The organism is Rhizobium sp. F40D2, from assembly GCF_051810745.2.
GTDB lineage: Bacteria > Pseudomonadota > Alphaproteobacteria > Rhizobiales > Rhizobiaceae > Rhizobium.
In genome coordinates this window covers 246837-270837 of record NZ_CM131436.1, presented here as the reverse complement: position 1 = coordinate 270837, position 24001 = coordinate 246837, and the positions used below count along the sequence as shown (strand labels likewise).

At 62.1% G+C, this 24001-nt stretch carries 23 protein-coding genes and 2 pseudogenes; 12 read left to right on the top strand and 13 right to left on the bottom strand.

What is annotated here, in order from left to right; all coding sequences use genetic code 11:
- The first annotated feature begins 212 nt into the window (after window positions 1-212).
- Window positions 213-644 (top strand): MucR family transcriptional regulator, encoded by a 432-nt coding sequence (locus ACS4RS_RS01345; RefSeq protein WP_003569414.1) that lies wholly within the window; start codon window positions 213-215, stop codon window positions 642-644.
- A 213-nt stretch (window positions 645-857) separates the two neighbouring features.
- Here ACS4RS_RS01345 and ACS4RS_RS01340 read toward each other — a convergent pair whose 3' ends face one another.
- Window positions 858-1280 (bottom strand): SufE family protein, encoded by a 423-nt coding sequence (locus ACS4RS_RS01340; RefSeq protein ID WP_439009046.1) that lies wholly within the window; start codon window positions 1278-1280, stop codon window positions 858-860.
- A 289-nt stretch (window positions 1281-1569) separates the two neighbouring features.
- Complete coding sequence (locus tag ACS4RS_RS01335; RefSeq protein WP_439009047.1) at window positions 1570-2064, bottom strand: DUF5330 domain-containing protein; 495 nt, start codon at window positions 2062-2064, stop codon at window positions 1570-1572.
- A gap of 452 nt (window positions 2065-2516) precedes the next feature.
- On the opposite strand from ACS4RS_RS01335, the gene ACS4RS_RS01330 reads away from it, so the two are divergent.
- The 4 genes and pseudogenes from ACS4RS_RS01330 to ACS4RS_RS01315 all read left to right on the top strand — a co-directional run bounded on the left by ACS4RS_RS01330 (window position 2517) and on the right by ACS4RS_RS01315 (window position 6956).
- Window positions 2517-4058, top strand: coding sequence for an ATP-binding protein (locus tag ACS4RS_RS01330; protein ID WP_439009048.1), 1542 nt, complete (start codon window positions 2517-2519; stop codon window positions 4056-4058).
- Window positions 4030-4951: pseudogene (locus ACS4RS_RS01325) on the top strand (peptidoglycan-binding domain-containing protein). Before ACS4RS_RS01330 ends, ACS4RS_RS01325 begins: the two are co-directional and overlap by 29 nt.
- A gap of 155 nt (window positions 4952-5106) precedes the next feature.
- A pseudogene (locus tag ACS4RS_RS01320) lies at window positions 5107-6551 on the top strand (methyl-accepting chemotaxis protein).
- Window positions 6552-6611: 60 nt separating this feature from the next.
- Window positions 6612-6956, top strand: coding sequence for a DUF1491 family protein (locus ACS4RS_RS01315; protein ID WP_439009049.1), 345 nt, complete (start codon window positions 6612-6614; stop codon window positions 6954-6956).
- 21 nt (window positions 6957-6977) lie between these two features.
- Here the strand turns inward: ACS4RS_RS01315 and ACS4RS_RS01310 are convergent, their stop codons facing one another.
- Window positions 6978-8027, bottom strand: a complete 1050-nt coding sequence (locus ACS4RS_RS01310; RefSeq protein ID WP_439009050.1) for a DUF2336 domain-containing protein — start codon at window positions 8025-8027, stop codon at window positions 6978-6980.
- A 250-nt stretch (window positions 8028-8277) separates the two neighbouring features.
- Window positions 8278-8484 (bottom strand): hypothetical protein, encoded by a 207-nt coding sequence (locus ACS4RS_RS01305; protein WP_003569406.1) that lies wholly within the window; start codon window positions 8482-8484, stop codon window positions 8278-8280.
- 539 nt (window positions 8485-9023) lie between these two features.
- Between ACS4RS_RS01305 and ACS4RS_RS01300 the strand changes: the two genes are divergently transcribed.
- Window positions 9024-9191 carry a hypothetical protein gene (locus tag ACS4RS_RS01300; protein WP_003578079.1) on the top strand — a complete coding sequence of 56 codons (168 nt, stop codon included), beginning with the start codon at window positions 9024-9026 and terminating at the stop codon, window positions 9189-9191.
- A gap of 13 nt (window positions 9192-9204) precedes the next feature.
- Here ACS4RS_RS01300 and ACS4RS_RS01295 read toward each other — a convergent pair whose 3' ends face one another.
- The 3 genes from ACS4RS_RS01295 to ACS4RS_RS01285 form a co-directional block, all read right to left on the bottom strand.
- A complete protein-coding gene (locus tag ACS4RS_RS01295; protein ID WP_439009051.1) occupies window positions 9205-9753 on the bottom strand; it encodes a DUF1254 domain-containing protein in 549 nt (182 codons plus the stop codon).
- Window positions 9746-10333: a DUF1214 domain-containing protein gene (locus ACS4RS_RS01290; protein ID WP_439009052.1), complete on the bottom strand. Its 588-nt coding sequence runs from the start codon at window positions 10331-10333 to the stop codon at window positions 9746-9748. The genes ACS4RS_RS01295 and ACS4RS_RS01290 overlap by 8 nt, the downstream gene beginning before the upstream one ends.
- Before the next feature lie 342 nt (window positions 10334-10675).
- Window positions 10676-12862, bottom strand: coding sequence for a PBP1A family penicillin-binding protein (locus tag ACS4RS_RS01285; protein WP_439009053.1), 2187 nt, complete (start codon window positions 12860-12862; stop codon window positions 10676-10678).
- Window positions 12863-13057: 195 nt separating this feature from the next.
- Between ACS4RS_RS01285 and ACS4RS_RS01280 the strand changes: the two genes are divergently transcribed.
- Window positions 13058-13540, top strand: a complete 483-nt coding sequence (locus ACS4RS_RS01280; protein ID WP_439009054.1) for a YcgN family cysteine cluster protein — start codon at window positions 13058-13060, stop codon at window positions 13538-13540.
- Between the two features lie 5 nt (window positions 13541-13545).
- On the opposite strand, the gene ACS4RS_RS01275 is transcribed toward ACS4RS_RS01280, so the two are convergent.
- The gene (locus ACS4RS_RS01275) at window positions 13546-14106 is read right to left on the bottom strand and encodes a TetR family transcriptional regulator (RefSeq protein WP_439009055.1); all 561 of its coding nucleotides are present in this window, start codon (window positions 14104-14106) and stop codon (window positions 13546-13548) included.
- A 210-nt stretch (window positions 14107-14316) separates the two neighbouring features.
- On the opposite strand from ACS4RS_RS01275, the gene ACS4RS_RS01270 reads away from it, so the two are divergent.
- The 4 genes from ACS4RS_RS01270 to ACS4RS_RS01255 all read left to right on the top strand — a co-directional run bounded on the left by ACS4RS_RS01270 (window position 14317) and on the right by ACS4RS_RS01255 (window position 18646).
- Window positions 14317-15177 (top strand): tyrosine-type recombinase/integrase, encoded by an 861-nt coding sequence (locus tag ACS4RS_RS01270; RefSeq protein ID WP_439009056.1) that lies wholly within the window; start codon window positions 14317-14319, stop codon window positions 15175-15177.
- 12 nt (window positions 15178-15189) lie between these two features.
- Window positions 15190-16365 (top strand): IS91 family transposase, encoded by a 1176-nt coding sequence (locus ACS4RS_RS01265; protein WP_439008677.1) that lies wholly within the window; start codon window positions 15190-15192, stop codon window positions 16363-16365.
- A gap of 388 nt (window positions 16366-16753) precedes the next feature.
- A protein-coding gene (locus tag ACS4RS_RS01260) for an IS630 family transposase (protein ID WP_172643329.1) occupies window positions 16754-17699 on the top strand; the annotation gives its coding sequence in 2 pieces (ribosomal slippage) (window positions 16754-17092 and window positions 17094-17699; 945 coding nt in all).
- Window positions 17700-17731: 32 nt separating this feature from the next.
- A complete protein-coding gene (locus ACS4RS_RS01255) occupies window positions 17732-18646 on the top strand; it encodes an SDR family oxidoreductase (RefSeq protein WP_439009057.1) in 915 nt (304 codons plus the stop codon).
- A 97-nt stretch (window positions 18647-18743) separates the two neighbouring features.
- Here ACS4RS_RS01255 and ACS4RS_RS01250 read toward each other — a convergent pair whose 3' ends face one another.
- From ACS4RS_RS01250 to ACS4RS_RS01230, 5 genes are all read right to left on the bottom strand, one after another.
- Window positions 18744-19796, bottom strand: a complete 1053-nt coding sequence (locus ACS4RS_RS01250) for a fatty acid desaturase (RefSeq protein ID WP_439011775.1) — start codon at window positions 19794-19796, stop codon at window positions 18744-18746.
- A 337-nt stretch (window positions 19797-20133) separates the two neighbouring features.
- Window positions 20134-20478 carry a hypothetical protein gene (locus ACS4RS_RS01245; RefSeq protein WP_439011885.1) on the bottom strand — a complete coding sequence of 115 codons (345 nt, stop codon included), beginning with the start codon at window positions 20476-20478 and terminating at the stop codon, window positions 20134-20136.
- Between the two features lie 178 nt (window positions 20479-20656).
- On the bottom strand, window positions 20657-20992 hold the full coding sequence (locus tag ACS4RS_RS01240; RefSeq protein WP_439011776.1) for a hypothetical protein: 336 nt from the start codon (window positions 20990-20992) through the stop codon (window positions 20657-20659).
- 49 nt (window positions 20993-21041) lie between these two features.
- Window positions 21042-21338, bottom strand: coding sequence for a hypothetical protein (locus ACS4RS_RS01235; RefSeq protein ID WP_439009058.1), 297 nt, complete (start codon window positions 21336-21338; stop codon window positions 21042-21044).
- A 175-nt stretch (window positions 21339-21513) separates the two neighbouring features.
- Window positions 21514-22914: an MFS transporter gene (locus ACS4RS_RS01230; protein WP_439009059.1), complete on the bottom strand. Its 1401-nt coding sequence runs from the start codon at window positions 22912-22914 to the stop codon at window positions 21514-21516.
- 122 nt (window positions 22915-23036) lie between these two features.
- Here ACS4RS_RS01230 and ACS4RS_RS01225 point away from each other — a divergent pair, with 122 nt between their 5' ends.
- Window positions 23037-23999 (top strand): LysR substrate-binding domain-containing protein, encoded by a 963-nt coding sequence (locus ACS4RS_RS01225; RefSeq protein WP_439011777.1) that lies wholly within the window; start codon window positions 23037-23039, stop codon window positions 23997-23999.
- The last annotated feature ends 2 nt before the right edge of the window (window positions 24000-24001 follow it).

Below are 24001 nucleotides of genomic sequence, written 5' to 3'. Positions count from 1 at the left end.
TATGTCTAAACTGGGGCCATCGCCTGGGGCATGACGTAGTGATTTGCAGTCAGGCAGTATTAGAACAGGTCTCGCTCTTCGGAATCTAGGGGTGGATTTCGCGTTTTTCGAAACAGAAGGTCGTTGCCCGTGCTTTTGCTGTTCGCTCCTACGAGGCGGGTCTTTGACGTAACAGTCAAAGGCCGTTTGAGCATGCTAACAGGAGAAAAAATATGACGGAAATGGCGACCGGCAATGCGCCGGAGCTGCTTGTGGAACTGACGGCCGACATCGTCGCGGCTTATGTCAGCAACCATGTAGTCCCGGTCAGTGACCTGGCAAATCTGATTTCCGACGTGCATTCGGCACTGAGCAACACGTCCGTACCGCAGCCTGCTGCGGCCATCGTCGAAAAACAGAAGCCTGCAGTCTCTGTCCGTAAGTCCGTACAGGACGAGCAGATCACGTGTCTGGAATGCGGCGGCAACTTCAAATCCCTCAAGCGTCACCTGATGACGCATCACAGCCTCTCGCCGGAAGAATACCGCGAGAAGTGGGACCTGCCGACCGACTACCCGATGGTAGCGCCCGCCTATGCCGAAGCGCGTTCGCGCCTGGCAAAGGAAATGGGCCTGGGTCAGCGCCGCAAGCGCGGCCGCGGCTGAGCTTTTTCGAAAGCCATCAACGACAAAAGCCGGGTCTTGTGCCCGGCTTTTCTGTCTGTGCTTGCGGCGCCGCCGCCGCTCTATGCTTTACCAACAGCCGTTGAATGTATTCCTATACTATGAGCAAGTGTTAATGTACTGATTCGTTGACCGAAGCGCTCTCCGAATCGCGTTGCGCGCGGCATCTGTCAGAGCCCTTGATCGTAAGCGCGTTTAGGCCGCGGCGCGAAGCTTTGCTTCTTCGCGGATCCTGTTGACCATTGATCGCAGTCCGTTCGAACGCTGTGATGACAGGTTCTCCACCAAGCCGATCTTGGAGAAGATCTCGAAGGCATCGAGCCCGGCGATTTCCGACGCCGTCTTGCCGCAATAGGTGGCAAGCACGATGGCGACGAGGCCGCGGACGATGTGGGCGTCGGAATCACCCTCGAAACTCATGACCGGGTTCTCGGGATCGCCTGTCGTATGCGTCACCAGCCACACCTGGCTGGCGCAGCCCATCACCTTGTTTTCGGAGGTGCGCTTCTCCTCGGCGAGGTCCGGTAGCGCCTTGCCGAGTTCGATGACATAGCGGTAGCGGTCTTCCCAATCGTCCAGGAAGGCGAAGTCGTCGATGATCTGGTCGAGGGATGCCATGGTTAAGCCTTTCAATCTTAAAACTGCATATAGGTGAAAGACCGGCGGATTTGAACCGTTAAAGCGCGTCGCGTCGAACAGGATTGATTCGGCACGCTTCAATTCTTTGTTTTCGCGCATCTCGTTATCTCGGAACAGCGGCACGCTTCCTGATGACACGCATTAAAAAGAAACGCCGTGAGGGATGGGCATCCTCACGGCGCAGCAAGATGCTGAATTAAACAGGGCAGGCACGTCAGGCATGGGGCAGTTCCGCGTCATGCGGACCACCGATGCAAGGTCAGAATATTCAGATTGCCGGCTTCGGCGTCGGCAGCGGGATCGCGCCGGTGACAACCGTCTCGGCGGAGGCGTCATCCTCGACCGGCGGGCGGTAGGGCATCGGCTGGTTCAGCGCGGCCTTTGCCTCGCGTACCTTTTCCTGGATGGCGGGTGCTGTAAGGGAGGGCATGGTGAGAGCCACCGGTATTTGCGGTTCGGCATGCTTTGCTATCGCCGGCGTCTCGTCCTTGAACTGGCTGTCGAGCAGTTCGTAGGCGACGCGGGCGCCTTCACGCGCCCGGTAGCCGAGTGCGGTGACGGTTTCGGCGCCCTTGGCGCAGACCTCGGGCTTCTCCGAGCACATGCCGGTGAGATAGTCATAGGCGCCGCTTGCCGCCGTAAAGGCGTCGGAAAGTTGCAATTGCGGGCCGCTGGCGAACTTGTCGGAACCCTCCGTGCTGAAGACGGAAAGAAGCACGAGCACAAGGCCAAACCAGAAGGATCCTTTGATCAGAAACCACATTGTCGTTGCCCATCCTGTTTTCCCGTTCGGTTCTTGTCGCCGAATCAGGCCGGTTGTCCGGTGTGTTTTCACCCTACCGCCAAGTTGCGAATGCCGCTTTTCGAAACTCACGCGCATTTGCGGCAAATTTAGTTCAAATTTTAGCGAACGGCATTTGACGGACATTTTAGTCGAATGCGAGCGATCGCCGTTAAGTATCAGGGCAGCACCTGCTTGCAATTGCACGGCTTTTGCCGGCTCGCCTTGCCACAAGAGTTAACGGAATGCTGAAATATGAGGAAAATCCGTCGCTTACCTGCCATTAACCACAAAAGGCAAAGAGCCTTCCGGATGCTTCAAAACGGGATTTTCGGCCCTTTCCGGCTGTGAACAGCGCTTTTGCCTTATCCTTTCTTTAAGCCGCCGGGGCCTATTGTCCGGATCGACAGACAGCCTTTTTGGGCGGGTATTGCGTGCGAGTATTGAGTAACATTGGCGGCTGGGTGACGGCGCTCGTAGACCGGGCGGCGACAAGCTGGCTCTCCCGGACGGGCGGCGGCGAAGCCGTGCGCCAGCGCGAGCTCGCGATCCTGCGCCGCCTCGTGCTGGTCTCGTCGGCTGCTCTTATTGCCGCTCCTATCGGCCTTTCGGCGGTCACCAGTCCGGCTGTCGCCTTGCCGGCAGGGGTCGCCATGGTCTGCGCCGCCTTTCTCTTCTCCGCCGTCGGCAGCATCGCACTTGCCCGTCAGGGCTCGTCCGCCGGGATCGCGACACAGTCGGCCGAGGATTTCTTCCTTGCCGCGACCCCCGGCCTCGTCTTCTTCCTCGACCCGCACGGCAGTGTGGCCACGATCGGCGGCCGCGACCGGCGCGATTTTCTCGCCTGGATGCGCGATCCCAAGGGCAGGGGCTTCCTGGAGCAGGTGCATGTCTCCGACCGCATCCTTTTCCTGCAGGCGCTCGATAGCCTGCGCCGGGGCGAGGATGCCGAGTGTGTCGATCTGCGCATCGACCGCCCCTCGGTCGCGCGCGATCAACGCCAGTTCGCTTATCTCCGAATGGACATGACGGCCCGGCGCGACGCCGACGGAGAACTTGCCGCCGTCATTGCCCAGCTGCGCGATGTCTCCGTCGAGCAGCAGCTGCGGGCCGAGGCCCAGAACCGCGTCGCCGATGCCGAATCGGCAAACGACGCCAAGTCGCGCTTCCTCGCTGCCGTCAGCCACGAACTGCGCACGCCGCTGAACGCCATTCTCGGTTTTTCCGATATCCTGATCGGCGAATATTTCGGCAAGTTCGAAAACGACCGCCAGCGCGAATATGTCGGCCTTGTGCGCGAATCCGGCGCGCATCTCCTGTCTGTCGTCAACACCATGCTCGATATGAGCAAGATCGAAGCCGGTCGCTACGAGCTGATCCTTGAACCTTTCGATATAGCAAGCTCGGTAAAGTCCTGTGAATCGATGCTGGCATTGCAGGCCAAGACCAAGGGCCTGACGCTGACAAGCCGGATCCAGCGCGGCCTCGGCGAGATCGTCGCCGATCAGCGCGCCATCCAGCAGATCCTCATCAATCTTGTCGGCAATGCCATAAAGTTCACCGAGGCTGGCGGCGTCGTCTCGGTCGATGCGGCGGCGCGCGACGGTATCCTCAAGCTGACGGTCAGCGACACCGGCATCGGTATTGCGGCCGACAAGCTGGCATTGCTCGGCCAGCCCTTCGTCCAGATCCAGAACGACTATACCCGCCGCTTCGAAGGCACCGGCCTTGGTCTGTCTCTGGTCAAGGGGCTGGTGGCGCTGCATGGCGGGCATTTCGCCATCGCCAGCCAGCCCGGCGAAGGCACGATCATCACCATCGAGATCGCGGTGGATGGCTCGGGCGCCGTATGCGCCGAAGACGCCGGCCATGGCGCGACTGTCGAGTTCCCGCCGCGGCTGAAGGGCGCGGCCAATATAGGTGCAGAATTGGGGGAGGGGCGTTTCGATGGCCACGCGCAAGCGAAAATCGCCTAAAGGAAAAAGGGGACGGCAGCAGCCGGGCCTGCTGATGTCGGGTGCGGCCGCCTTGGGCGGCCTCGGCCTGCAGGGCGCCTCGGTGCTCGGCGGCGTCATCGGCCGCAATCCCTCGGTTGCCGGTGGCACGATAACCTTCGTCGTCATCTTCTCCTTCGTCGCCGCCAATGCGCTCTGGTATCAGCCGGGCGTGCATCCCCATCCGATTTTCCGCACCCGCGATCCGCAGTCTCCCAACGTGCTCGGCGCCCGCCGCCCGGCCGAGGAGCAGCAGGGCGACGTCACCACCTTCCGCATCGAGCGGCCGGAGGATGCCGCGACCAACCAACGCAACGCCGGCGCCGGCCGCGCCCGGCCAGCAGCCGAGCCAGCTTGTCATGGAAGTCCAGCAGCAGTTGGTGCGCCGCGGCCTCTATAACGGCATACCCGACGGCATCATCGGCCCACGCACCAGTGCGGCCATCCTCTTCTTCGAGGAAACCGTCGGCATGGCCCAGACCGGCGATCCGACGCCGGAGGTGTTGGCAGCGCTGAAGATCGATGCCGCGGGCCCTTCAACCGTTCCCGTGGAAAAGCCGCCCGAGGATGTGAGCTCGAAGGCGGCGGCGGAAGACCCGGTAGCAGCGGCGATCCGCAGCGCCGAAAAGACGGTCAAAACCGCTCCGTCATCCGCAAAGCAGGTTCCGTCAAGCGAAATTACCAATGTCGATCTGGTGCTGAAGATCCAGAAGGGCCTTTCCAACATGGCCTATGCCAATGTCGGTGTCGACGGCGTCGCCGGCGAGCAGACCCGCGCGGCCATCCGCCATTTCCAGAAGCACTACAACCTGCCCGAAAACGGCGAGCCGACCCAGGCGGTGCTGAAGAAACTCAAGGAAATCGGCGCGATTTAAGGTATCTCCTGGGACGGAGACATGCCTGGAGGCAACGCGCTTTAGCGGTACGGCCGGCTTTGCTCTACAACCTAAGTCTAAGGCGCGGCTTCCGTTTGCAACTTGTTAACCATGTTGTCCGAAGCTTTTCCGATTGGGGCGGGGGAGCGTCGGTCATGCATGCGCTGAAAGCGATAGACGATCTGGCTGGAGAACCGGCGAAGGCGGCAGTCCCTGATCCGGAGGCGCTGCGCCACATCCTGCTGCGCCTTGGAGAAGAGGCTTCCACCCTTGGCATAGATCTCGTCGATATCGCCGGCGCCATCCAGGACATGGCGGCGATGTCGGCCCGGCATGCCTCCGCTTTCGATCATGTCACCCGCACGGCACTGTCGATTGCCGAAACCAACCGTTCGGTTGCTGTGTCGCTGCGTGAGACCGACCGCACGGCGGCCGAGGCCCGCCACATGCTGAAGGAATCGGCCGACCGCCTGACCGGCTCGGTCGCCGAGATCGGCCACATGGTTCGGTCCTCCGAAGAGATCGGCACCGAGATCGCCGGCTTCTCCAAGTCGCTTGCCGATGTCGACGGTATTGCTGAGGAGATCAGCACCATTGCCCGCCAGACCAACCTGCTGGCCTTGAACGCCGCGATCGAGGCGGCACGCGCCGGCGATGCGGGCAAGGGTTTTGCGGTGGTCGCCGCCGAGGTGCGGGCGCTGTCGCTGCAGACGTCGAAGGCGACGGGCTCGATCCAGCAGACGCTGGACGAACTGCGGGTGAAAATCGACCGGCTATCGGCCGTCGGTAGCGATGCGCGCGACAGTGCTGCCGGCGTGCGTGACAAATCGGAGGCAATGCGCGGAGCCTTCGAAAGCATGGAACATGTCATCACCCGCGTCCTCGACAGTTCGACGGTCATGGCCAACACCACCGAGGCGGTCGACCAGCAATGCGCGGGCTTCGTCGAAAAACTCGGCGAGATGTCGGACGAGGTCGCCGGCTCCAATGTCAGGCTGCAGCAGGCGGCCAAACGTGTCGACAGCGTCGTCGGCCTCTCCGAAACCCTGATCCAGCTGACGGCGAGCGCCGGCGTCAAGACCGCCGACAGCCGTTGGATCGAGGAAGCGCAATCGGTGGCAAGGCAGATTTCCGGCGCTCTCGAACGTGCCGTCGCCGAGGGGCAGATCGGTCTCGATGCGCTCTTTGACCGGCGCTATCGGCCGATACCGGGCTCCGATCCGGCCCAGATGATGGCGGCCTTTACAGAACTCACCGACCGCCTGCTGCCGCCGATCCAGGAACCAGCAGCAGCCTCGGACGAGCGAATCGCCTTCTGTGCGGCCATCGACGAGAACGGTTATCTCCCCACCCACAACCGCAAATTCGCGCAGCCACAGCGGCCCGGCGACGTCGTCTGGAACACGGCCAATTGCCGCAATCGACGCATCTTCGCCGATCGCGTCGGCCTTGCCGCCGGCCGCAGCACCGCGCCCTTCCTCGTCCAGACCTATCGGCGCGACATGGGCGGCGGCAATTTCGTGATGATGAAGGATATTTCCGCTCCGATCACCGTCCGTGGACGGCATTGGGGGGATTGCGGCTGGCCGTCAAGGTCTGACCCCCGGGCAATCCTTGCTGCCGCATTGCCGCCGACAGCGGCCCGGTCTATACCGCGCCGATGAGATTACGCGCCGACATCTTCATTTCCGCCCTCCTGCGCCGCGTCTTCGCCAGCGGCGATTTCGCCGCCGTCGAGAAGAAGGGTGCGGAGGAGGCGGGTGCGATCTTCATCCGCCAGCATTTTCGCGATGGATTGGAAACGCTCTATGCGCCGGCGCCGCAGACCGCCTTCGGCGCGGATGAGGCGGGCGGCCGTCTGTTCGAGATACGCCTGTCGCGCAGCGAGCCGGAAGCGGTGCGCGCCATGCTGGAGCGTGAACGCCGGTTCGACCCCGATCTTTGGATCGTCGAGCTCGAAGCGGAGGAATTGGGAGACATCATCCCGCTTGCGCGGGATGGCTGAGGGCCGACGGTGCTCTGGATTTCAGCGGGACCGCCGCCCGAGGATACGCAAGTCGCGCTGCGCCGGCGCCTGATGGATGAAGCGGTGGTTCAACGTTTCCTGAGGTGCAGACGCATTGGCCACCTCGGGCTTGTAGGTGTAGCGATCGGCGCGGCGCCAGGCTTCCACCCGTTCGTGGCATTCTTCCGGATCGAGCGCATCGAGAACCATCCAGCCGCGAGTGACGTTGTGCTGCTGTTCGGCAAGATGCGGATAGACCTTTTCCAGCACGAAGACGGCGTCGAGAAAGCCCATGCCGAGGCTCGTCAGCGTCGTCGCGAGCTGCTGGCCGGAAAGATCGAGCATGATGCGCTCGGCAAGCCAGCGGCTGGCCGACAGCGCATCGGCCAGCGCGGTTGCGAAATGCGTTGCCTCGCGCGAGCGGGCAAAGCGCACCAGCAGCGCCTCTTGAATGTCGGTGAGCGTGCGCAGGCCGAGCCTGTCGTCGTCGGCCCGGCCGAAATGACCGGCAAGGCTGAGAATACGCTCGCGCAACGCCTCTTCATTGGCAACCCGCTGTTCCCGCAGCGCATCCGCCTCGTTGGTTTCTCCAGGCGCCGGCGAAAGCGGCACCGTCTGTGATTCTGCGATAAGCCCCGATGCGGCGGGCGACCGCGGCTGGCTCTGGCGCAGCGCCACCAGCGCATCGATGACCTTCGGCGAGAGTGAATCGCGGCTGACGATCGCCTTGACATGCGCTGCACCCTGCATGCGCGCGATGGTAATCAGCGTATCGTCGGCGATGGCCTTGGAGGCAGCAAGAAAAGGGGCGGCGATCTCGATCGGCTGGTTGCCGATGAACAGCGCCACGGCCGCCGGCATGTTTTCGCATTGGGAGAGCGCCGCGACCGCCTGTCGTTTGGCCTCGTCGGAGGAGGCCTGAAAGAGCGGCATGAAAAGCTCGGCAAATTGGCGCAGTTCGGACCGTGTCGGATGAGACAGGTTCTCGAAACTGCTGACGGTCGCCATCAATACCACGTCCTTTTTCCTGACGGCCAATGGGCCCTCTAGGTCTCGAAACCGGTCACGCACAAGAACACCCCGAAAACGCCGAACCAAGGGGAACCCCGGGCCGATATGCGCTGGCGGAACGCATGCCGGGCCACATGGGTTATGAACAAATCCTACACCGGTAGGGTTAATGCATGCTGAAGATTTTATTAAAATGCGCCAGAAATATACACGCAGCGCGTGTTGCCATGTGATTGGCCGGCAACATCATAAGTCTGGTTTGAAGATGCACTGCGACGATTGCTCATCGCTGGCATCACAAGGGAAAAGGTCAGGCGGCCTTGCGATCGCGCAGCGCGTCCAGCAGTTTTTCGCGGCTGTCGTGACCGGCCTGATAAAGGTCGAGTGCTGCCGATGCCGCATACTGCGCCTCGACGCTTTTGATGTCGACGCGCCGTTCCGCGCACCAGGCATCGAGCGCACCGCGCAGAACGTCGAGATCGTCAGGCGAGAAATATGAATTCACCAGCAAAGACATCGCTAGCCTCCGCATTCCGGCAAAAGCGTGAATATCCGCGATCGATCGGGGCCGGAAATGCGTGATCGACCGGAGCAACCATACGCGTATCGGAGTCGGCTGCAATTAAATATTTTCATGAAGCATTTTTGCAACATTGCCCCTTTGTTGCTGGGTAGGCGTGCCGCGCTCTTCTCAACCATATGATTTACTTCTGATTTTATACTTCTATTCTCGGCCGGGGCCTTGGGCGGGTGGCGTGAAACCAAATCAACTCTTCGCGCGTTACAGAGGAGGTAACGTGAACTGTGTTTGGCTTCCGCCGAATATTAGTAAACTGTTAACTGTCATCTGTCTCAATTCGGATGGGAACGACGCGATTTGAGTGTTTGGATCGTTGAAACTCCTGATCACGGTATTTCAACCAAGTGCCGTGGGAAAGGCGCGAATGCCCTCGGTTCGGTCACTCCGCCACCGCAGGACGCGCCGGCTCGCACATTGGCGGGCAGGGTGAAATCCATCGTAAGTTCATCCGTCTCGGGCAGTGCATGGAGACGAGAATGGCAATAGTAGTCGCATTGGCGGATCGGCAGCCGCGGGCGCCGCGCCGCCCGGACAAAGAGCCCCGCGAAGCCAAGATTCTCTGGTTCACCGGTGTCCGCTATGAGCGGCTGGCCGAGAGCCCGAGACATGGCCCGGCGCCCGCGCCGCGCGTCAACAAGAAGTAACGTCCGTTCAACTTTAGCGGGCGGTGAATTGCGCGCAGCCGGCTTCCGTCAGGAAGTTCCGCGCCGCCTCATTAAAACTTGCCTGCGGCGCCAGCGTCCGCAGCACGGCATAGCCGTCCGGCCGCGCCATTTCCACCAGGATCGCCTGCTGCAATTCCTGCGGCAGGTTCTTGCGCAAGTCGGTCAGCTGGATCGGACCGCCGGCCAGCACATCCAGCGCGCCCCCGACCGAGGTCCTGTCGTTCATGCTGAAGACCTCGTTGGAGGCGCTGTCGTAGATCGCGATCGACCAGAAGGGCACATTGCCCTTGGCGGTGAAATGCACCGGCGCATCCTCGACGTCGAAGGAACAGACGGCGGTGCGGACGAAGGGGTCGCCATTGGCAAGGCCTGCCTCGTCATACTGGTCGCCGAGCAGGGTGAAATTGTTGAGGTCGCCCTCCGCCTCCACACGGGTCGCCGCATCCTTGCCGGTGAAATGCGGCAGCGACAGGATGATGACGAGGTGCAGCAGCGCTGCGCCGAAAAGGCCGGTCAGGATGGCGAAGAGGATCCTAAGCATTGCCGCATCCGGTCTTGGTGAGCTTCGGCATGGCGAGGTCGATAACGCCGGAACTGCCGGCGGTCGGCGTGTCGAACAGCGTCAGCACCAGTCGGAAAGTGCCGGCCTCCGGCAAGGCCAGCCAGTTGCCCGATTGCGCCGCGGCTGAGATTTCGATCGAGAAGCTGCTGTCCGGCTGGCGCAGCACTGTCCAGGAATTGAGCGCTGAGGGATGCCCGGTCCTCACCGCCGCCGGATTGCCGCCATTGTCGGCGGTAAAGAGGGTCCAGAGCCGGGCAGGCGGCGTTTGCCCGCTGATGCGGTAACGGCAGCCGGCATTCAGCCGCGCACCGTCGTCGTCGACGCTCGCCGTGAAGGTCAGCCCCTCGGCGCTGCCGTAAAGCAGCTTACCGGCGCGTGCCCGGTGCGACTTGGCATAAGGATCGGCCTCGACCGTCTGCAACGCCGGAAAGGCCTCCCAGGCACCGAGCTTTATCGCCCCGAAACCCTGTGTCGCATCCAGCGCATACAGCGAAATCATGATCCCGCCGCCGAAGGCGACGATCAGGGTGACCAGGATGAAGAGGGGAAATCGAAACACGTCAAGACCTTGGAAACCATATCGAGATGAAGGGTTACCACTGATTCTGGCAGGGTGGAATGCCATGCGACGACATGCATGCCGATCTATCCAGAGGCGCGGGCATGCGCGACTATGATTTGCCCCTCACCCAAACCCAACCGAGGTTGAGCCACTGGTCTCGACCCGTGCTTAGGACCCCCGCAAAAACGGGGAGAGGGGACGTGCCCCGCGAAAGCTTAGCGAGGAATGGAGAGGTTGCGGCTTGTCCCCTTCGCCCCGTTTACGGGGAGGTGCCGGCAGGCGGATAAGGGGCAGGTCTAGCTGATCTTCCGGGCAGCGTTAGCCGCATCCATGCCGCGTCTATTCTGCGCTCGCCACCTTCGCCGGCGCGAGCGGGGCGGCATTTTTCAGCTTTGCGCCGAGGGCTTTGAGGATATTCGTCGATTGCACCGAGAGCATGCGCGGCCGGATGAGCTGCGGCAATCCGTCCTGCGGCTTGGCGGCGACAGTCTTGGCGAGATCCTTTTCCGAGGGCAGGGGATTTTCGATGCCGGGAATGGCGCGCAGCGTCACGCCCTGATGGGCGTAGTCCATGGCGCGCTTGAAGGTCATCGCCGGCAGCGAGCCGCCGGTCATGTTGTTGGTTGAGGTATAGTCGTCATTGCCGAACCAGACGGCGCAGGTGTAGTTGCCGGTGAAACCGACGAACCAGGCGTCGCGATAGGCCTGGGTCGTGCCGGTCTTGCCAGCTGTCACAATGCCGTTGTCGAGTGCGGCCTTGCGGGCCGTGCCGACATAGGGAACGCGCGACAGCATCTGGTTCATATAGGCGTCGGCCTGTTCGGAGAGCACACGTTTCGGCGCCGGCTCATCGCGGTCGAAATCGTAGAGCACGTCGCCGTCGTAATCGAGGACCTGGGTGATGCCGTGGCGGCGCGACTGGTAGCCGCCGGCCGGGAAGGTGGCATAGGCCGTCGCCTGATCGAGCACCGTCACTTCGGATGTGCCGATCGGGATGGTGACGTCGTCGCGGATCGGCGTTTCGACGCCGAGGTTCTTCGCCATCGCCCGGATCGGCTGAATGCCGAGCTTCTCTTTGGCGAGCCGAACCGGCACCGTGTTGATCGATTGGGCGATCGCCGTCTCAAGGGTTACGCGGCCGGCATAGTGGTTCGCATAATTGTGTGGGCTCCAGTTGCCCCAGGAGATCGGTGCGTCGACGATCGTCGTCTGCGGTGTCATCCCGCTCTCCATCGCCACCGAATAGGTATAGACCTTGAAGGAGGAGCCCGGCTGGCGCAGCGCCCTGGTGGCGCGGTTGAACTGGCTTTCGCCGTAGTCCCGCCCGCCGACCATGGCGCGTACCGCGCCGCCGTTCTCGATCATCACCATGGCCCCCTGCTTGGCGTGGTAGGCCTCGCCAAATTCGCGCAGCGACGTTTCGACCGATTCCTCGGCCGCCTGCTGGATACCCATGTCGATCGTCGTGCGCACGATCAGCGAATGCTGGTGGAAGCGCGGCGAAAGCCGCTGCACCTCGTCGAAAGCCCAATCGAGGAAGAAGTCTGGGGATTCCACCTCGTTGCGGTCGACGACGGTCGCCGGATTGCGCCGGGCGGCGATCACCTGTCCCTCGGTCATCAGCCCGCTCTGCACTAGATTGGTCAACACCTCGTTGGCGCGCGCACGCGCCGCCGGCAGGTTGACATGCGGCGCATATTTGGCCGGCGCCTTGAACAGGCCGGCCAGCATGGCGGATTCGGCAAGGTTCACATCAGTGATGTTCTTGCCGAAATAGAACTGCGCCGCTGCTGCAGCACCGAAGGTGCCGCCGCCCATATAGGCGCGGTCCAGATAGGTGGAGAGGATTTCCTTTTTGGAAAGGTTCGACTCGAGCCACAAGGCGAGGAACGCTTCGGTGATCTTGCGGTCGATCGAGCGCTCGTTGGAGAGGAACAGGTTCTTGGCGAGTTGCTGGGTCAGCGTCGAGCCGCCCTGCACGACTTCGCCGGCCTGGGCGTTGGTGACCATGGCGCGGAAGAGGCCGATCACGTCGATGCCGAAATGGTCGAAGAAGCGTCGGTCTTCGGTAGCCAGCACCGACTTGATCAGGGAATCCGGCAGCTCGTCGATCGGCACGGAGTTCTGGTGGATGACGCCGCGATGGCCGATGACGTTGCCGTAGCGGTCAGTAAAGGTGACGGCGAAATCGCCGCGGTTGCGCCAGTCTTCCTTGGTCGCCTCGAAGGCCGGCTGAGCAAGCAGCAGCATCAGCACCGAGCCGGCCGCCCCAAGCGTCAGCCCTTCGCCGGCAAGTTCGAAGACCATGCGCTTCCAGCCGCGCACGCGGAAGCGGCGGAAGAAGATGGTGATGTCTTCCCAGATCTCGGCGGCGCGGAAGCCGGCGTTCCAGACGGTCGAATCGATCCACGAATCGATGCGCAGCAGGATGTGGCGGCTCTTCGCCGGCCGCTTCTCCGCCGTGTTATTCACCGTTTCTTTGGGGCCCGCTTCGGGACCTCTTTCAGGGTTGTCCGGATCCTGCACGTCCTGTATTCCCGCCTGATCGCGCTTCGCTCATCTCCGGCCGTCGGAAAGCGACGAAAGCGCGAGGCCTCCATATGGCCGCAAAGCTCTCCGATACCTGGAGCATGCTGAAGAATTGATTGATTTTGCGGCCGATAACAAGAGAGATAGATGGCTGTCACGTCAATTTGCGGGCCGCTGTTGCAAGAAACGACGATGAACGATCTGCCCTTCTGGAAGCGTAAGACGCTTGCCGAAATGACCATCGCCGAGTGGGAAAGCCTGTGCGACGGCTGCGGTCTTTGTTGCCTCAACAAGATCGAGGAATGGGATAGCGGCGATATCTATTTCACCTCGGTCCGCTGCAAGCTGCTCGATGGCGAAAGCTGTCGCTGCTCCAGCTACGAGAACCGCTGGGATTTCGTTCCGGATTGCGTGCAACTGACCAAGGAGAACGTGCCCGATATCGCCTGGCTGCCGCCCACCTGCGGCTACCGGCTGGTCAATGAAGGCCGTGATCTCTACTGGTGGCATCCGCTGATCTCCGGCGATCCGGAAACCGTTCACGCCGCCGGCATTTCCGCGCGGGGCCGCACGATCAACGAAAACGAAATCGATATCGACGATCTCGAAGACTACGTCGTCGACTGGCCGTTGACCGTGGGTGAAGAGAAAGACGAGGAAGAGGAAGAGGCGTAAGCGGCTCAGCTTTTTACCGCTGCGAGGAAGCGGCGCAATTCCATCTCCACATATTTGTCCACCGGCCCTTCAGCGCCGAAGCCCCACCAGGTGAGCGAGCCCTGCCATTGGGACAGCATCAGCCGGGCGATGATCTCCGGCGCGCTTGCCGATCCGAAACAGCGTGCGATTGCCGCCGTCAGCGCCGTTCCCCAGGCCGCCCCCCGGGCACGCAGCACCGGATCGCGGAAGTCCTCGCGAAGCACCAGCAGTCCCTCGCCATAGGCGGCGGCATTGTCGCCGTAATCCTGCGACAGGCCGACGAGCAGCGCGACGGCGCCGTCCGGTGTTTTCGCTACGCTTCCGGCAAGCCTTGCCGTCTCTGCATCCAGCCTATCCCAGGCGTATAGCAGCGCGGCGCGCAGCATCGCCGCCTTCGTGGCAAAACGCTGCACCAGCGTCGAGCCGGAAAGGCCGCTGGCTTTGGCTACAGCCGCAAAGGTCGCGGCATCCGGCCCTTCGGCCTGGATCAGCGCCAGCACCATGGCGAGAAGCTGTTCATCGGAGATCGTACGGCGTCGCGGCATGGAATTCCTCTTGCATCCGCATTATTTATGAACGAACATTCGTTTATATGCAGCGGGAATATTTCCTTTCTAGAGCGGGATGATTTTAGGTGGAATCGCAATTGGGATTGAACGAAGCCGCTTTCGCGGCATTTGGAGGATCTGATTGCATGAAGCGCTCCTGATTGAAGGAATGGGCTGTTTTGCCCAACCTTCAATCAGGAGATGACGATGACGGAGATGAGCCCTCTACGCCGGCGCATGATCGATGACATGACGATCCGCAATCTTTCGCCAGCAACGCAACGATCGTATTTACATGCGGTAATGAAGTTCTCGCGCTATTTCGGGCGATCGCCAGACCGTCTTGGACTGGAAGACGTGCGCGCGTTTCAGGTGCATCTGGTTTCATCGGGCCTATCATGGCCAGCCTTGAACCAGACAGTTTGTGCCCTGCGGTTCTTCTTTGGCGTCACGCTTGGTCATGGCGAGATACCGGAGCGCATTGCCTATGCCCGGACACCGGCCAAGCTGCCGACGATCCTCAACGGCGACGAGATCGTGCGGTTTCTGGAAGCCGTTCCAAGCCTGAGGACCCGTACCGCACTGACGACAGCGTATGCGGCGGGGCTGCGCGCCTCGGAAGCTGTCCATCTCAAGGTCCGCAACATTGATGGCGAACGCGGCATCATCCGCGTCGAGCATGGCAAGGGCGGAAAGGATCGCAACGTCATGCTGTCAGCGCAGTTGCTCGCGATCCTGCGGGTCTATTGGCGGCTGGCGAGACCCGAGGTCTGGCTGTTTCCGGGTCGGGACGAGACCAAGCCCATCGACGTCCAGGTTCTGTATTCTGCCTGCCGTTCGGCGTGCGCCGCGGCCGGCATCGACAAAAGGGTAACGGTGCATACGCTGCGCCACAGCTTTGCCACCCATCTTTTGGAAAGCGGAACCGACATCCGCATCATCCAAGTTTTGCTCGGCCACAACAATCTGTCCACCACGGCACGCTACACGAAGGTTTCCAATACCCTGATCCGCAGCACGACCAGCCCGCTCGACCGACTGACGCTGGAGGTGGTGCCGCCAAGCTGAGCAAGTTTCGCCATGGCGGCGGGACTGGAGGTGGCGGATATTTTTCGCCGCCACGGGGAAAGATATCGTCAAGCCCACGACACCCATCTCGGGCGTGTCGAACGCCGGGTCATGAGTGCGGTCGAGATGTGCCGGACCGCTCGCCTGGGCGGGCATGTCCAGCAATGTCAGGACTGCGCGGCGTTCCGCATCGCCTATAATTCCTGTCGCAACCGGCATTGCCCAAAGTGCCAGGGACAGGCGAGCCGTGACTGGCTTGCTGCCCGACAGGCCGACCTTCTGCCTGTCGGCTATTTCCACGTGGTCTTCACCCTACCGCAGCAGATCGCCGCAATTGCCTTCCAGAACAAAAATGCCGTTTACACGATCCTGTTTCGCGCCGTCGCCGAGACGTTGCGCAAGCTTGCTGCCGATCCCAGGCATCTGGGTGCAGAGATCGGCTTCATCGCGGTGCTGCACTCCTGGGGACAGAACCTCCATTTTCACCCTCATATCCACTGCATCGTGCCGGGCGGCGGATTGTCGGCGGACCAGTCCCGTTGGGTTCCCTGCCGGGCAAACTTCTTCCTGCCCGTGCGCGTTCTGTCATCCCTGTTCAGGCGGTTGTTTCTTGAAGAGCTGAAGCAGGCCTACGACCTGGACCAGCTTCGGTTCTTTGGCGATATCGCCGGCCTGGCCAATCCGGCGGCGTTCAATCACATTGTCAAAGAAACGCGGCGTGTCGCCTGGGTGGTCTATGCCAAGCCGCCATTTGCCGGACCCGAACAGGTGCTGGCCTATCTCGGGCGCTATACCCATCGCATTGCCATCTCCAATTCCCGCCTCGTCAGCATCGATGGCGATCGAGTCACATTCCGATGGAAGGACTATCGAACGGGCGGCAGGCAAAAGGTAATGACGCTCGATGCCCACGAGTTCATCCGCCGTTTCCTGCTTCACACCGTTCCGGACGGCTTTCACCGCATTCGTCATTATGGCCTGCTTGCCAATGGCCATCGGCAACTGAAGCTGGACCTGTGCCGAAGCCTGCTCGACGTCCCGCCGCCGGAACACCCGGTCGAAGAACCGGACACAAAGCCACCACCTTTGCTGCACCGCTGCTCCTGTTGCGGCGGAACCATGACGATCATCGGCGCGTGGACCCCGCTCCAGCCGGTACGTCGGCCAGCATGGAACGACAGTTCATGATCATACCACGCGCGCCATCATTGCAACGATCAGCGTCGGCATGCCGAAGAGCCGCGGTGCGAGTGCTTTGGCCAATCGTGCCCGAGCGACGTTTCGGTCGATGCAAACCAGCCGACAGGCGCGTCAAAGACACCGCAAATACCGGCAAGAATCTCCTTCCATACCTGTCCACGGGCTCCGGCAAGGCTCAACCCTGCAAAACGCCATCCACCGCTTCGGCTAAATCCCCATAGCGCCAAACAACCCGCGCCTTCGCTCAATCCGGCTTCAATGAGGTCCGATCAGTGAATGCCGCACGCACAGCGCCCGGACCTCACAGAACCCTCCAGATTTCCCTTTTGGACACAAATCAGATTCACCCTTCTGGCCGGTAAGGAGGCCGGTCTGGATGGCGAGACCTTTTTCGAATGATCTGCGAGAGCGTGTTGTCGGGGCGGTGACGCAGGAGGGGCTGTCGTGCCGGGCTGCGGCCAAACGGTTCGGCATTGGCATCAGCACCGCGATCGATTGGGTGCGGCGGTTCCACGCAACGGGCAGCGCAGCACCCGGCCAGATGGGCGGCCACAAGCCGCGGGCAATCTGCGGTGGCCACCGGGAATGGCTTGTCGAACGCTGCCGCGCGAGTGCGTTCACGCTGCGTGGGCTGGTCGCGGAATTGGCGGAGCGGGGTCTGGACGTGGATTACCGGTCCGTCTGGGCCTTCGTCCGGGATGAAGGGCTGAGTTATAAAAAAGACGCTGGTCGCCAGCGAACGGGAGCGACCCGACGTCGCCGCCAGGCGGGCGCGCTGGCTGAAGCATCGCCATCGCATCGATCCGGCCCGCCTTCTCTTCATCGACGAAACCTGGACGAAGACGAACATGGCGCCGCTCAGAGGCTGGGCGCCGCGTGGCGAGCGGCTCTTGGGCAAAGCTCCTTTCGGCCATTGGAATACGATGACCTTCATCGCCGCGCTTCGAACCGACCGCGTCAGCGCACCATGGATCATTGATGGCCCCATCAACGCCGAACGCTTTCTCATCTACGTTGAAAAGGTGCTGGTGCCAGAACTCAAACCTGGCGACATCGTCGTGATGGACAATCTCGGCTCGCATAAAGCCAAGGCGATCCGGGTCGCCATCCGCAGGGCCGGCGCCCGACTATTCTTTCTGCCGCAATACTCCCCAGATCTCAATCCGATCGAGAAGCTCTTCGCCAAGATCAAACACGGGCTGCGACAGGCACAAGCCAGAACCCGCAACGCCATCGACGACGCGCTTGCAGCTATCCTCCAAACCGTCTCGCCAAAAGAGTGCCTAAACTACTTCAAGGAAGCCGGATATGAACGGACGTAAAATCATCCCGCTCTAACGTGGAGGATGGAGAAGTGACAGCGGACTTGCGGGAGAAAGTGGCTTTGGTCGCCGGTGCAACGCGCGGCGCCGGCCGCGGCATTGCAGTGGAACTCGGCGCTGCCGGCGCCACCGTCTATGTGACAGGGCGCACGACGCGCGCGCAGCAATCCGAATATGCCAGGCCGGAGGCGATCGAGGAAACGGCCGAACTTGTCACTGCCGCGGGCGGCAGGGGTATCGCCGTGCGGGTAGACCATCTCGCCGAGGCTGAGGTCGAGGCGCTGGTCGCCCGTATCCGGGCGGAGGCTGGCCGGCTCGATATTCTCGTCAACGACATCTGGGGCGGCGAAAAACTATTCGAATGGGATAAGGCGGTCTGGGAGCATTCGCTGGACAAGGGCCTGCGCCTGTTGCGGCTCGGCATCGACACGCATCTGATCACCGCCCATTATGCGCTGCCGCTGATGATAAAGCGGCCGGGCGGGCTGCTGGTCGAGGTGACCGACGGCACGGCCGACTACAATGCCACCCATTATCGGCTGTCGCCCTTCTACGACCTCGTCAAAACCGGCGTCACCCGCATGGCCTGGGCGCATGCGCAGGATCTGGAGAAACACGGCGCCACGGCCGTTGCGGTCACGCCCGGCTGGCTGCGCTCCGAAATGATGCTGGATGCCTTTGGCGTCAACGAGGGGAATTGGCGCGACGCAACCAAGGTGCAGCCGCACTTCGCCATTTCCGAAACCCCGCACTTCGTCGGCCGCGCGGTGGCGGCGATTGCCGCCGATCCCGACCGCGCCCGCTGGAACGGCCAGTCGCTGTCGAGCGGTGGACTGGCCAAGGTCTACGGCTTCGATGACATCGACGGTTCACGGCCGGATTGCTGGCGCTACATGGTGGAAGTGCAGGAGCCGGGCAAGCCGGCGGATGTGACAGGATACCGCTAATGCATGCCGCCTGGGAGGCTAGATGGCACATGCCAAAACAAAGGACCAAGCGCGCCGCATCGATCAGATTTGGGGCGACGCGCTTTGAGGCCCCTGCTTACTGCGCGGCTGCGAGCCGCGCAGCATCGCGAAACGAGACCAGCCGTTTCGTCTGTTCGTCCCAGAGCACCAGCTTGACGCAGCGCAGGCTTTCCATGAGCGTGATGCGGCCGAGGTCGGCAAGCTCAGGATGGTCTCGCAGCACCTCCGGCAGCCGGTAATAGGGCACCCGGCTCGACAGATGATGGACATGGTGGATGCCGATATTGCCGGTGATCCAGCGCAGCACCGGCGGCAGGTCGTAATGCGAGGCGCCGTGGAGGGCTGCATGCTGGAACTGCCAGTCCGGCTCCTTCGACCAATGCGTTTCCTCGAACTGGTGCTGGACATAAAACAGCCAGACACCGGCAGCGCCGGCCAGAAGCACGGTCGGCAGATGCACCAGCAGGAAGGGGACGATCCCAACGGCCCAGATCAGCAGTGCGGCGACCACGGCGATGGCAAGATTGGTCGCCATTGTGGAGACCCAGGGCAGGGCCCCGGACCGCATCATGCCGAAGGGTAGGCGCTGCTTGAAGATGAACAGCCATGCCGGCCCGATCCCGAACATCACGGCCGGGTGCCGGTAGAGCCGGTAGCCGAGCCGGCCCCAGCGCGACAGCGCATTGTATTCGGCGATCGTCAGCGTTTCGATGTCGCCGACGCCGCGTTCGTCCAGGTTCCCTGCCGAGGCGTGGTGCTCCGCATGCGCCCGGCGCCAATAGTCGTACGGCGTCAGCGTCAGGACGCCGATCGTTCGTCCAACCCAGTCGTCGACGCCGCGGCGTGCGAAAAACGAGCCATGGCCGCAATCATGCTGGATCATGAACAGCCGCAACAAGAAAGCGGCGGCGGGAACGACGAGGACGAGGCCGGGCCAGAAGCTGTAATGAACCGCGGCCCATGCGGCAGCCCAGAACAGCGCGAAGGGGACGACCGTGACGGCAAGCTCGAAAGCGCTGCGGCCAGCTCTCGGCTGACGATATCCTGCAAGGATCTTCAACCAGCGCTTCTCAGCGAAAAGCGCGTTGTGCCCCTCGGAGGACTCCGAGTTTTCGGCGGGTTTGCCCAAAGGGACCACTTGGATTTCCTTGCTCTCGTTGCGGCGCGCGGATTCGATCACAGAATAGCGCCATGAAAGGCCGCGATACTCGAAAGGCCGAGTGCGATCACCACAGCCGAGCGAATGAGAAAGAGCGGATAATCGAAACGAGACATTGTGTGAAGAGAGACCATGGCTGCAGCACTTCCTGTTTTTATGGAAACATGTCAATGGGTGATAATGTCACGCCGAACCGCAGCGCGGCCGATGGGACGCACAGTCACCTTCAGTTCACGCATAAGTCTATGCGCAAATCGATCCCGATTTGCGCTTTCTCTGCGAAGGGGCGGAGGCTCGCTAAGATCTTTTATTTCTTTGGAGCACTGCCATGCGGGGCGGTCGTGGTTGCCGTCTTCATCTGGTTGGCGAATGTGCTTTCCACTTTCGCCGCCTGCTTGTCCTTCTTCGGCTTCCGGACCTCGCGATTGCTTCTTACCTGTCCTTTTGCCATGGATAAATCTCCCGTTTGATCGAAAACTGAAAAGTCGTAGCCTGCGCGGTGTTCGCCCGCTCGTCGATCGCGACCGGAGATCGCGGGATCGTTTTGAGGGCGACCCGACAACGCCGGGCCGCAGGAATTGAATGAAATGATGCCTGCTGAAACCGCATCGAAGTCTGGAGGCGGATGACCTGAGAGATCACCAAAAGCCAAACCCGACGTTGAGGCGGGACGTCACCATGCTTTCGCGATCGGGAAAATGGCGGGCCGGATTCCGGTCACCGCAGATGCCGCATCGGCCAAATCAGCGAGCCACTCTCTTACAACGAAATTGCGGTGCCATTAAGGCCATTGCCGCAAGAAAGCCATATTTCCACAAGCGCGACGCGCTTTAGTCATTGGTAGGAAACAGGCGGATCAGTTTGGTTCTTTCCATTTCCGCTCGGCCCGATGCTGACATGATGCCGCGCGCCAGGCAAAGGTCTATATCCCGCCCGATGTCGAACGGCACCCGCATACCTCCGGCCTTGAGCAGGCGGTCGGTCATCGACAGAAGCAGGTCCACCCGTGTCTGACAGCCGTCCGCTTCGAGGAGCGCCGCCCGGCGCTCCAGGTCAATTCCCGCAAGATCCTGGGCACGCTGCCGTTGCTGGTAAGCGCCGAACTGCACCCATCCAAAATAACCGGCCGCTGCAACGCCGATACATAGGAACAGGAATTTCCGCAGGTTCAAAGTGATTGGGCTCCTTTGGCGCGTCTGAAAGATGCGCGGCGCGTCAGCCGGCGGCGCGTCTTTCGCGCGGCAATCCCTGTATCGCATATCGGTTGCAGATCGGGGTGATCGGTTTCGGCGGTTCTTGCGGCTTGCCGAAATGGTATTCGAGAGCCTTTGAGAGCATGGCCGGCGAGGTGACGCCCTCCTGGAACAACCTGATCAGCAGCACGGCCGCGACGTTGAACACCCGTTGGTCATTGATCAGGATTCTGGCGTCGTAGCCGGCGTCGTCGAGCACGCCTTGAAGCATGTCGAGATCGGACGAGGTCAGATGCGGCTTTTCGGAAGTGGAAGACATAGGCCCTCCTTTCGTCGGGGCGAGGGGATGAAAACCCTCAGTCGGCAGCGCCCGTACAATGGCTGCCGAAGGCGAGACCATGCGCCTTTCGCCGAGGCAAGGCAATGGGATTCTGCTGCTAATATTCGCTTTATCTTATGAAGCGCCCGCACCGGTCAGGGTGCGGGCGCAACGGTCATTCCGCGGCCTGATAGGCCGACGTCCGGGCGGCCGATGTCCGCGGGCCGGCGGCGGCAAGCAGGGTGATCGCGACCGCAAGCAGCGCCACGAAGGCGATGCCGGCGACATAAGGGTCCCAGCCGAAATGCGGTGCGGCGCCGAACACTGCGGAGGCGGCTGCGAGCACGATGCCGCCGCCGATCTGGAAGGAGGCGAAGAGCAGTCCGGAAGCGAGCCCCGATTTGTCATCCTCGACGTCGGAAAGGGCTGCGACCTGCACCGAAGGGTAGGTCAGTGCATAACCGAGGCCGAGCGGGATCTGCGAGAACAGCACGAGCAGGATCGGGTCGACATGTCCGAGTGCGGTCACCCAGAAGATGTAGCTGAATGCCTGCAGACCGACACCTGCGGCCATCAGCCCGGTGGCGCCGCGATTTTGCGCGAGGCTCGCAAAACGGGGCGCCAGGAACATCACGAAGACGCCGCCAAGCGCAAAGCAGAAGCCGGTGGTGAAGGCCGACCAGCCGAGGACGTTCTGGTAATAGAGCGTCGCCAGGAACTGGAAGCCGACATAGGCGCCCTGGAAGAGTGCGGCAATCGCATTGGCGTGCCTAAGTTTCGCCCGTCGGAACATGCCGAGCGGCACCATCGGATCGGCGTGGCGCGCTTCGACCGCGAGGAAGAGCAGGATCAGCGCCAGCGATGCCAGCAGCGAGCCCCAGGTCACAAAGGCCTGCCAGCCGGCGGCCGCGGCATTGGTGATGCCGAAGACGAAGAGCAGCAGCCCGGGGGTGATCGTCAGCGCACCGGCCCAGTCGAAAGCGGGCCGCGGTCCTGTCCTTTTCGGGTCGGCCGGCAGCGCCAGCGGCGCAATCAAGAGCGTCAGGATGGCGACCGGCGCACCCATGACCAGCGTTGCCCGCCAGCTGAAAATCGTCGCGGCACCGCCGAGCACCATGCCGAGCACGAAGCCGGTGGCGCCGGTGGAGGCGAAGACCCCGAGCGCTTTGGCCCGTGCGGATCCCTCACCGAAGACCGACAGCAGCAGTGCCAGAGCGGCAGGTGCGGTGAAGGCGGCGGCAATGCCCTTGATCAGCCGGGCGGCGATCAGCGTCGGGCCGCTGTCGACGAAGCCGCCGGCGATGCTGGCGGCGGCAAAAATCGCCAGCGACCAGAGGAAGACGCGGCGGTGGCCGAAGACGTCGGCCACCCGGCCGCCGAGCAGCAGAAAGCCACCATAACCGAGAACATAAGCGCTGACTGCCCATTGCAGCGACGTCGCCTCCATGCCGAGTTCGGCCTGGATGGCAGGAAGCGCGACACCGATGGTGGAGACGTCCATGGCGTCGAGAAAATTGGCGGCGCAGAGCAGCAGCAATGCCAGCCCCGCTCCGCTTTTCGATTTGGAAAGTGTCATCGAAACGTTCCTTTTTGCTGCCGCCTCGTCGAGGGAGGTTGCGCTGACGGCAGGGAACGAAAAAATGTACATCTTCCTGCCCCATTGCAAATTGATAGTAGCCATGCCAGGTATTACTCGTGATGATGAATGACGCCACCCTTCGCAAAATCGACCTGAACCTTCTGCTGGCCTTTTCGGTGCTGATGCAGGAGCGCAACGTCAGCCGCGCCGCCGAGCGGTTGCTGCTCGGCCAGCCGGGCCTGTCGGCCGCGTTGCGACGGCTGCGCGAGACGCTTGATGACGAACTTTTCGTGCGTGTCGGTCGCGGACTGCAGCCGACACCGCGCGCCCTTTCCATTGCCCCGGCGATCGAGGATGCGCTCTCGGGCATTGAACGCGCCATCCGCCCGCAGGCCGACTTCGATCCGGCAAGCTGGCAGGGCGAGTTCCGCATCGGCATGTGCGACAATCTCGAATCGGCCTTTTTCGGCCCGCTTGCCGCCCGTCTGCTGCAGCTTTCACCCGGCGCCCGGCTGATCGGCGTCGCTTCCGAAAAGCGCGATGCCGCGCGCCGGCTGGACGAGGGGGTCTTCGATTTCAGCGTTTCCGTGCATGACGAGCCGGCCTCCTGGCACATCCGCGCGCCGCTTTTCAACCAGGCCTCGATCTGCATTTACGACGAGGCTCAACTCAAGCTGAAGGCGCCATTAAGCCTTGAGGATTTTGCCAATGTCGCCCATGTCACCGTCTCGTTTGAGGGCAATGCGTCGACCAGCATCGACGCCGAGCTGAGCCGCACCGGCCATGTCAGGCGTGTGGTGGCGACGGTGCCGCGCTTTTCCGCCCTGCCGACGGCGCTGCGGGCGATGCCGGCCATCGCCATCGTGCCGGAATCGATCGGCCGCTGCATGGCGCAATTGCACGGGCTGACGATCTGTGCGCCGCCGCTTTCGCTGCCGGCCGATCCGGTAACGATGCTCTATCGCCGCGTCGACCAGGCCGACGGCCGGGCGCGCTGGTTCCGCCGGCTGTTCCTCGACGTCGCAGGCGAGGCGCTCGTAGCCTCCGGCTGCCGCGTCTCGATATCGAGAGCTGCGGCCTGAGC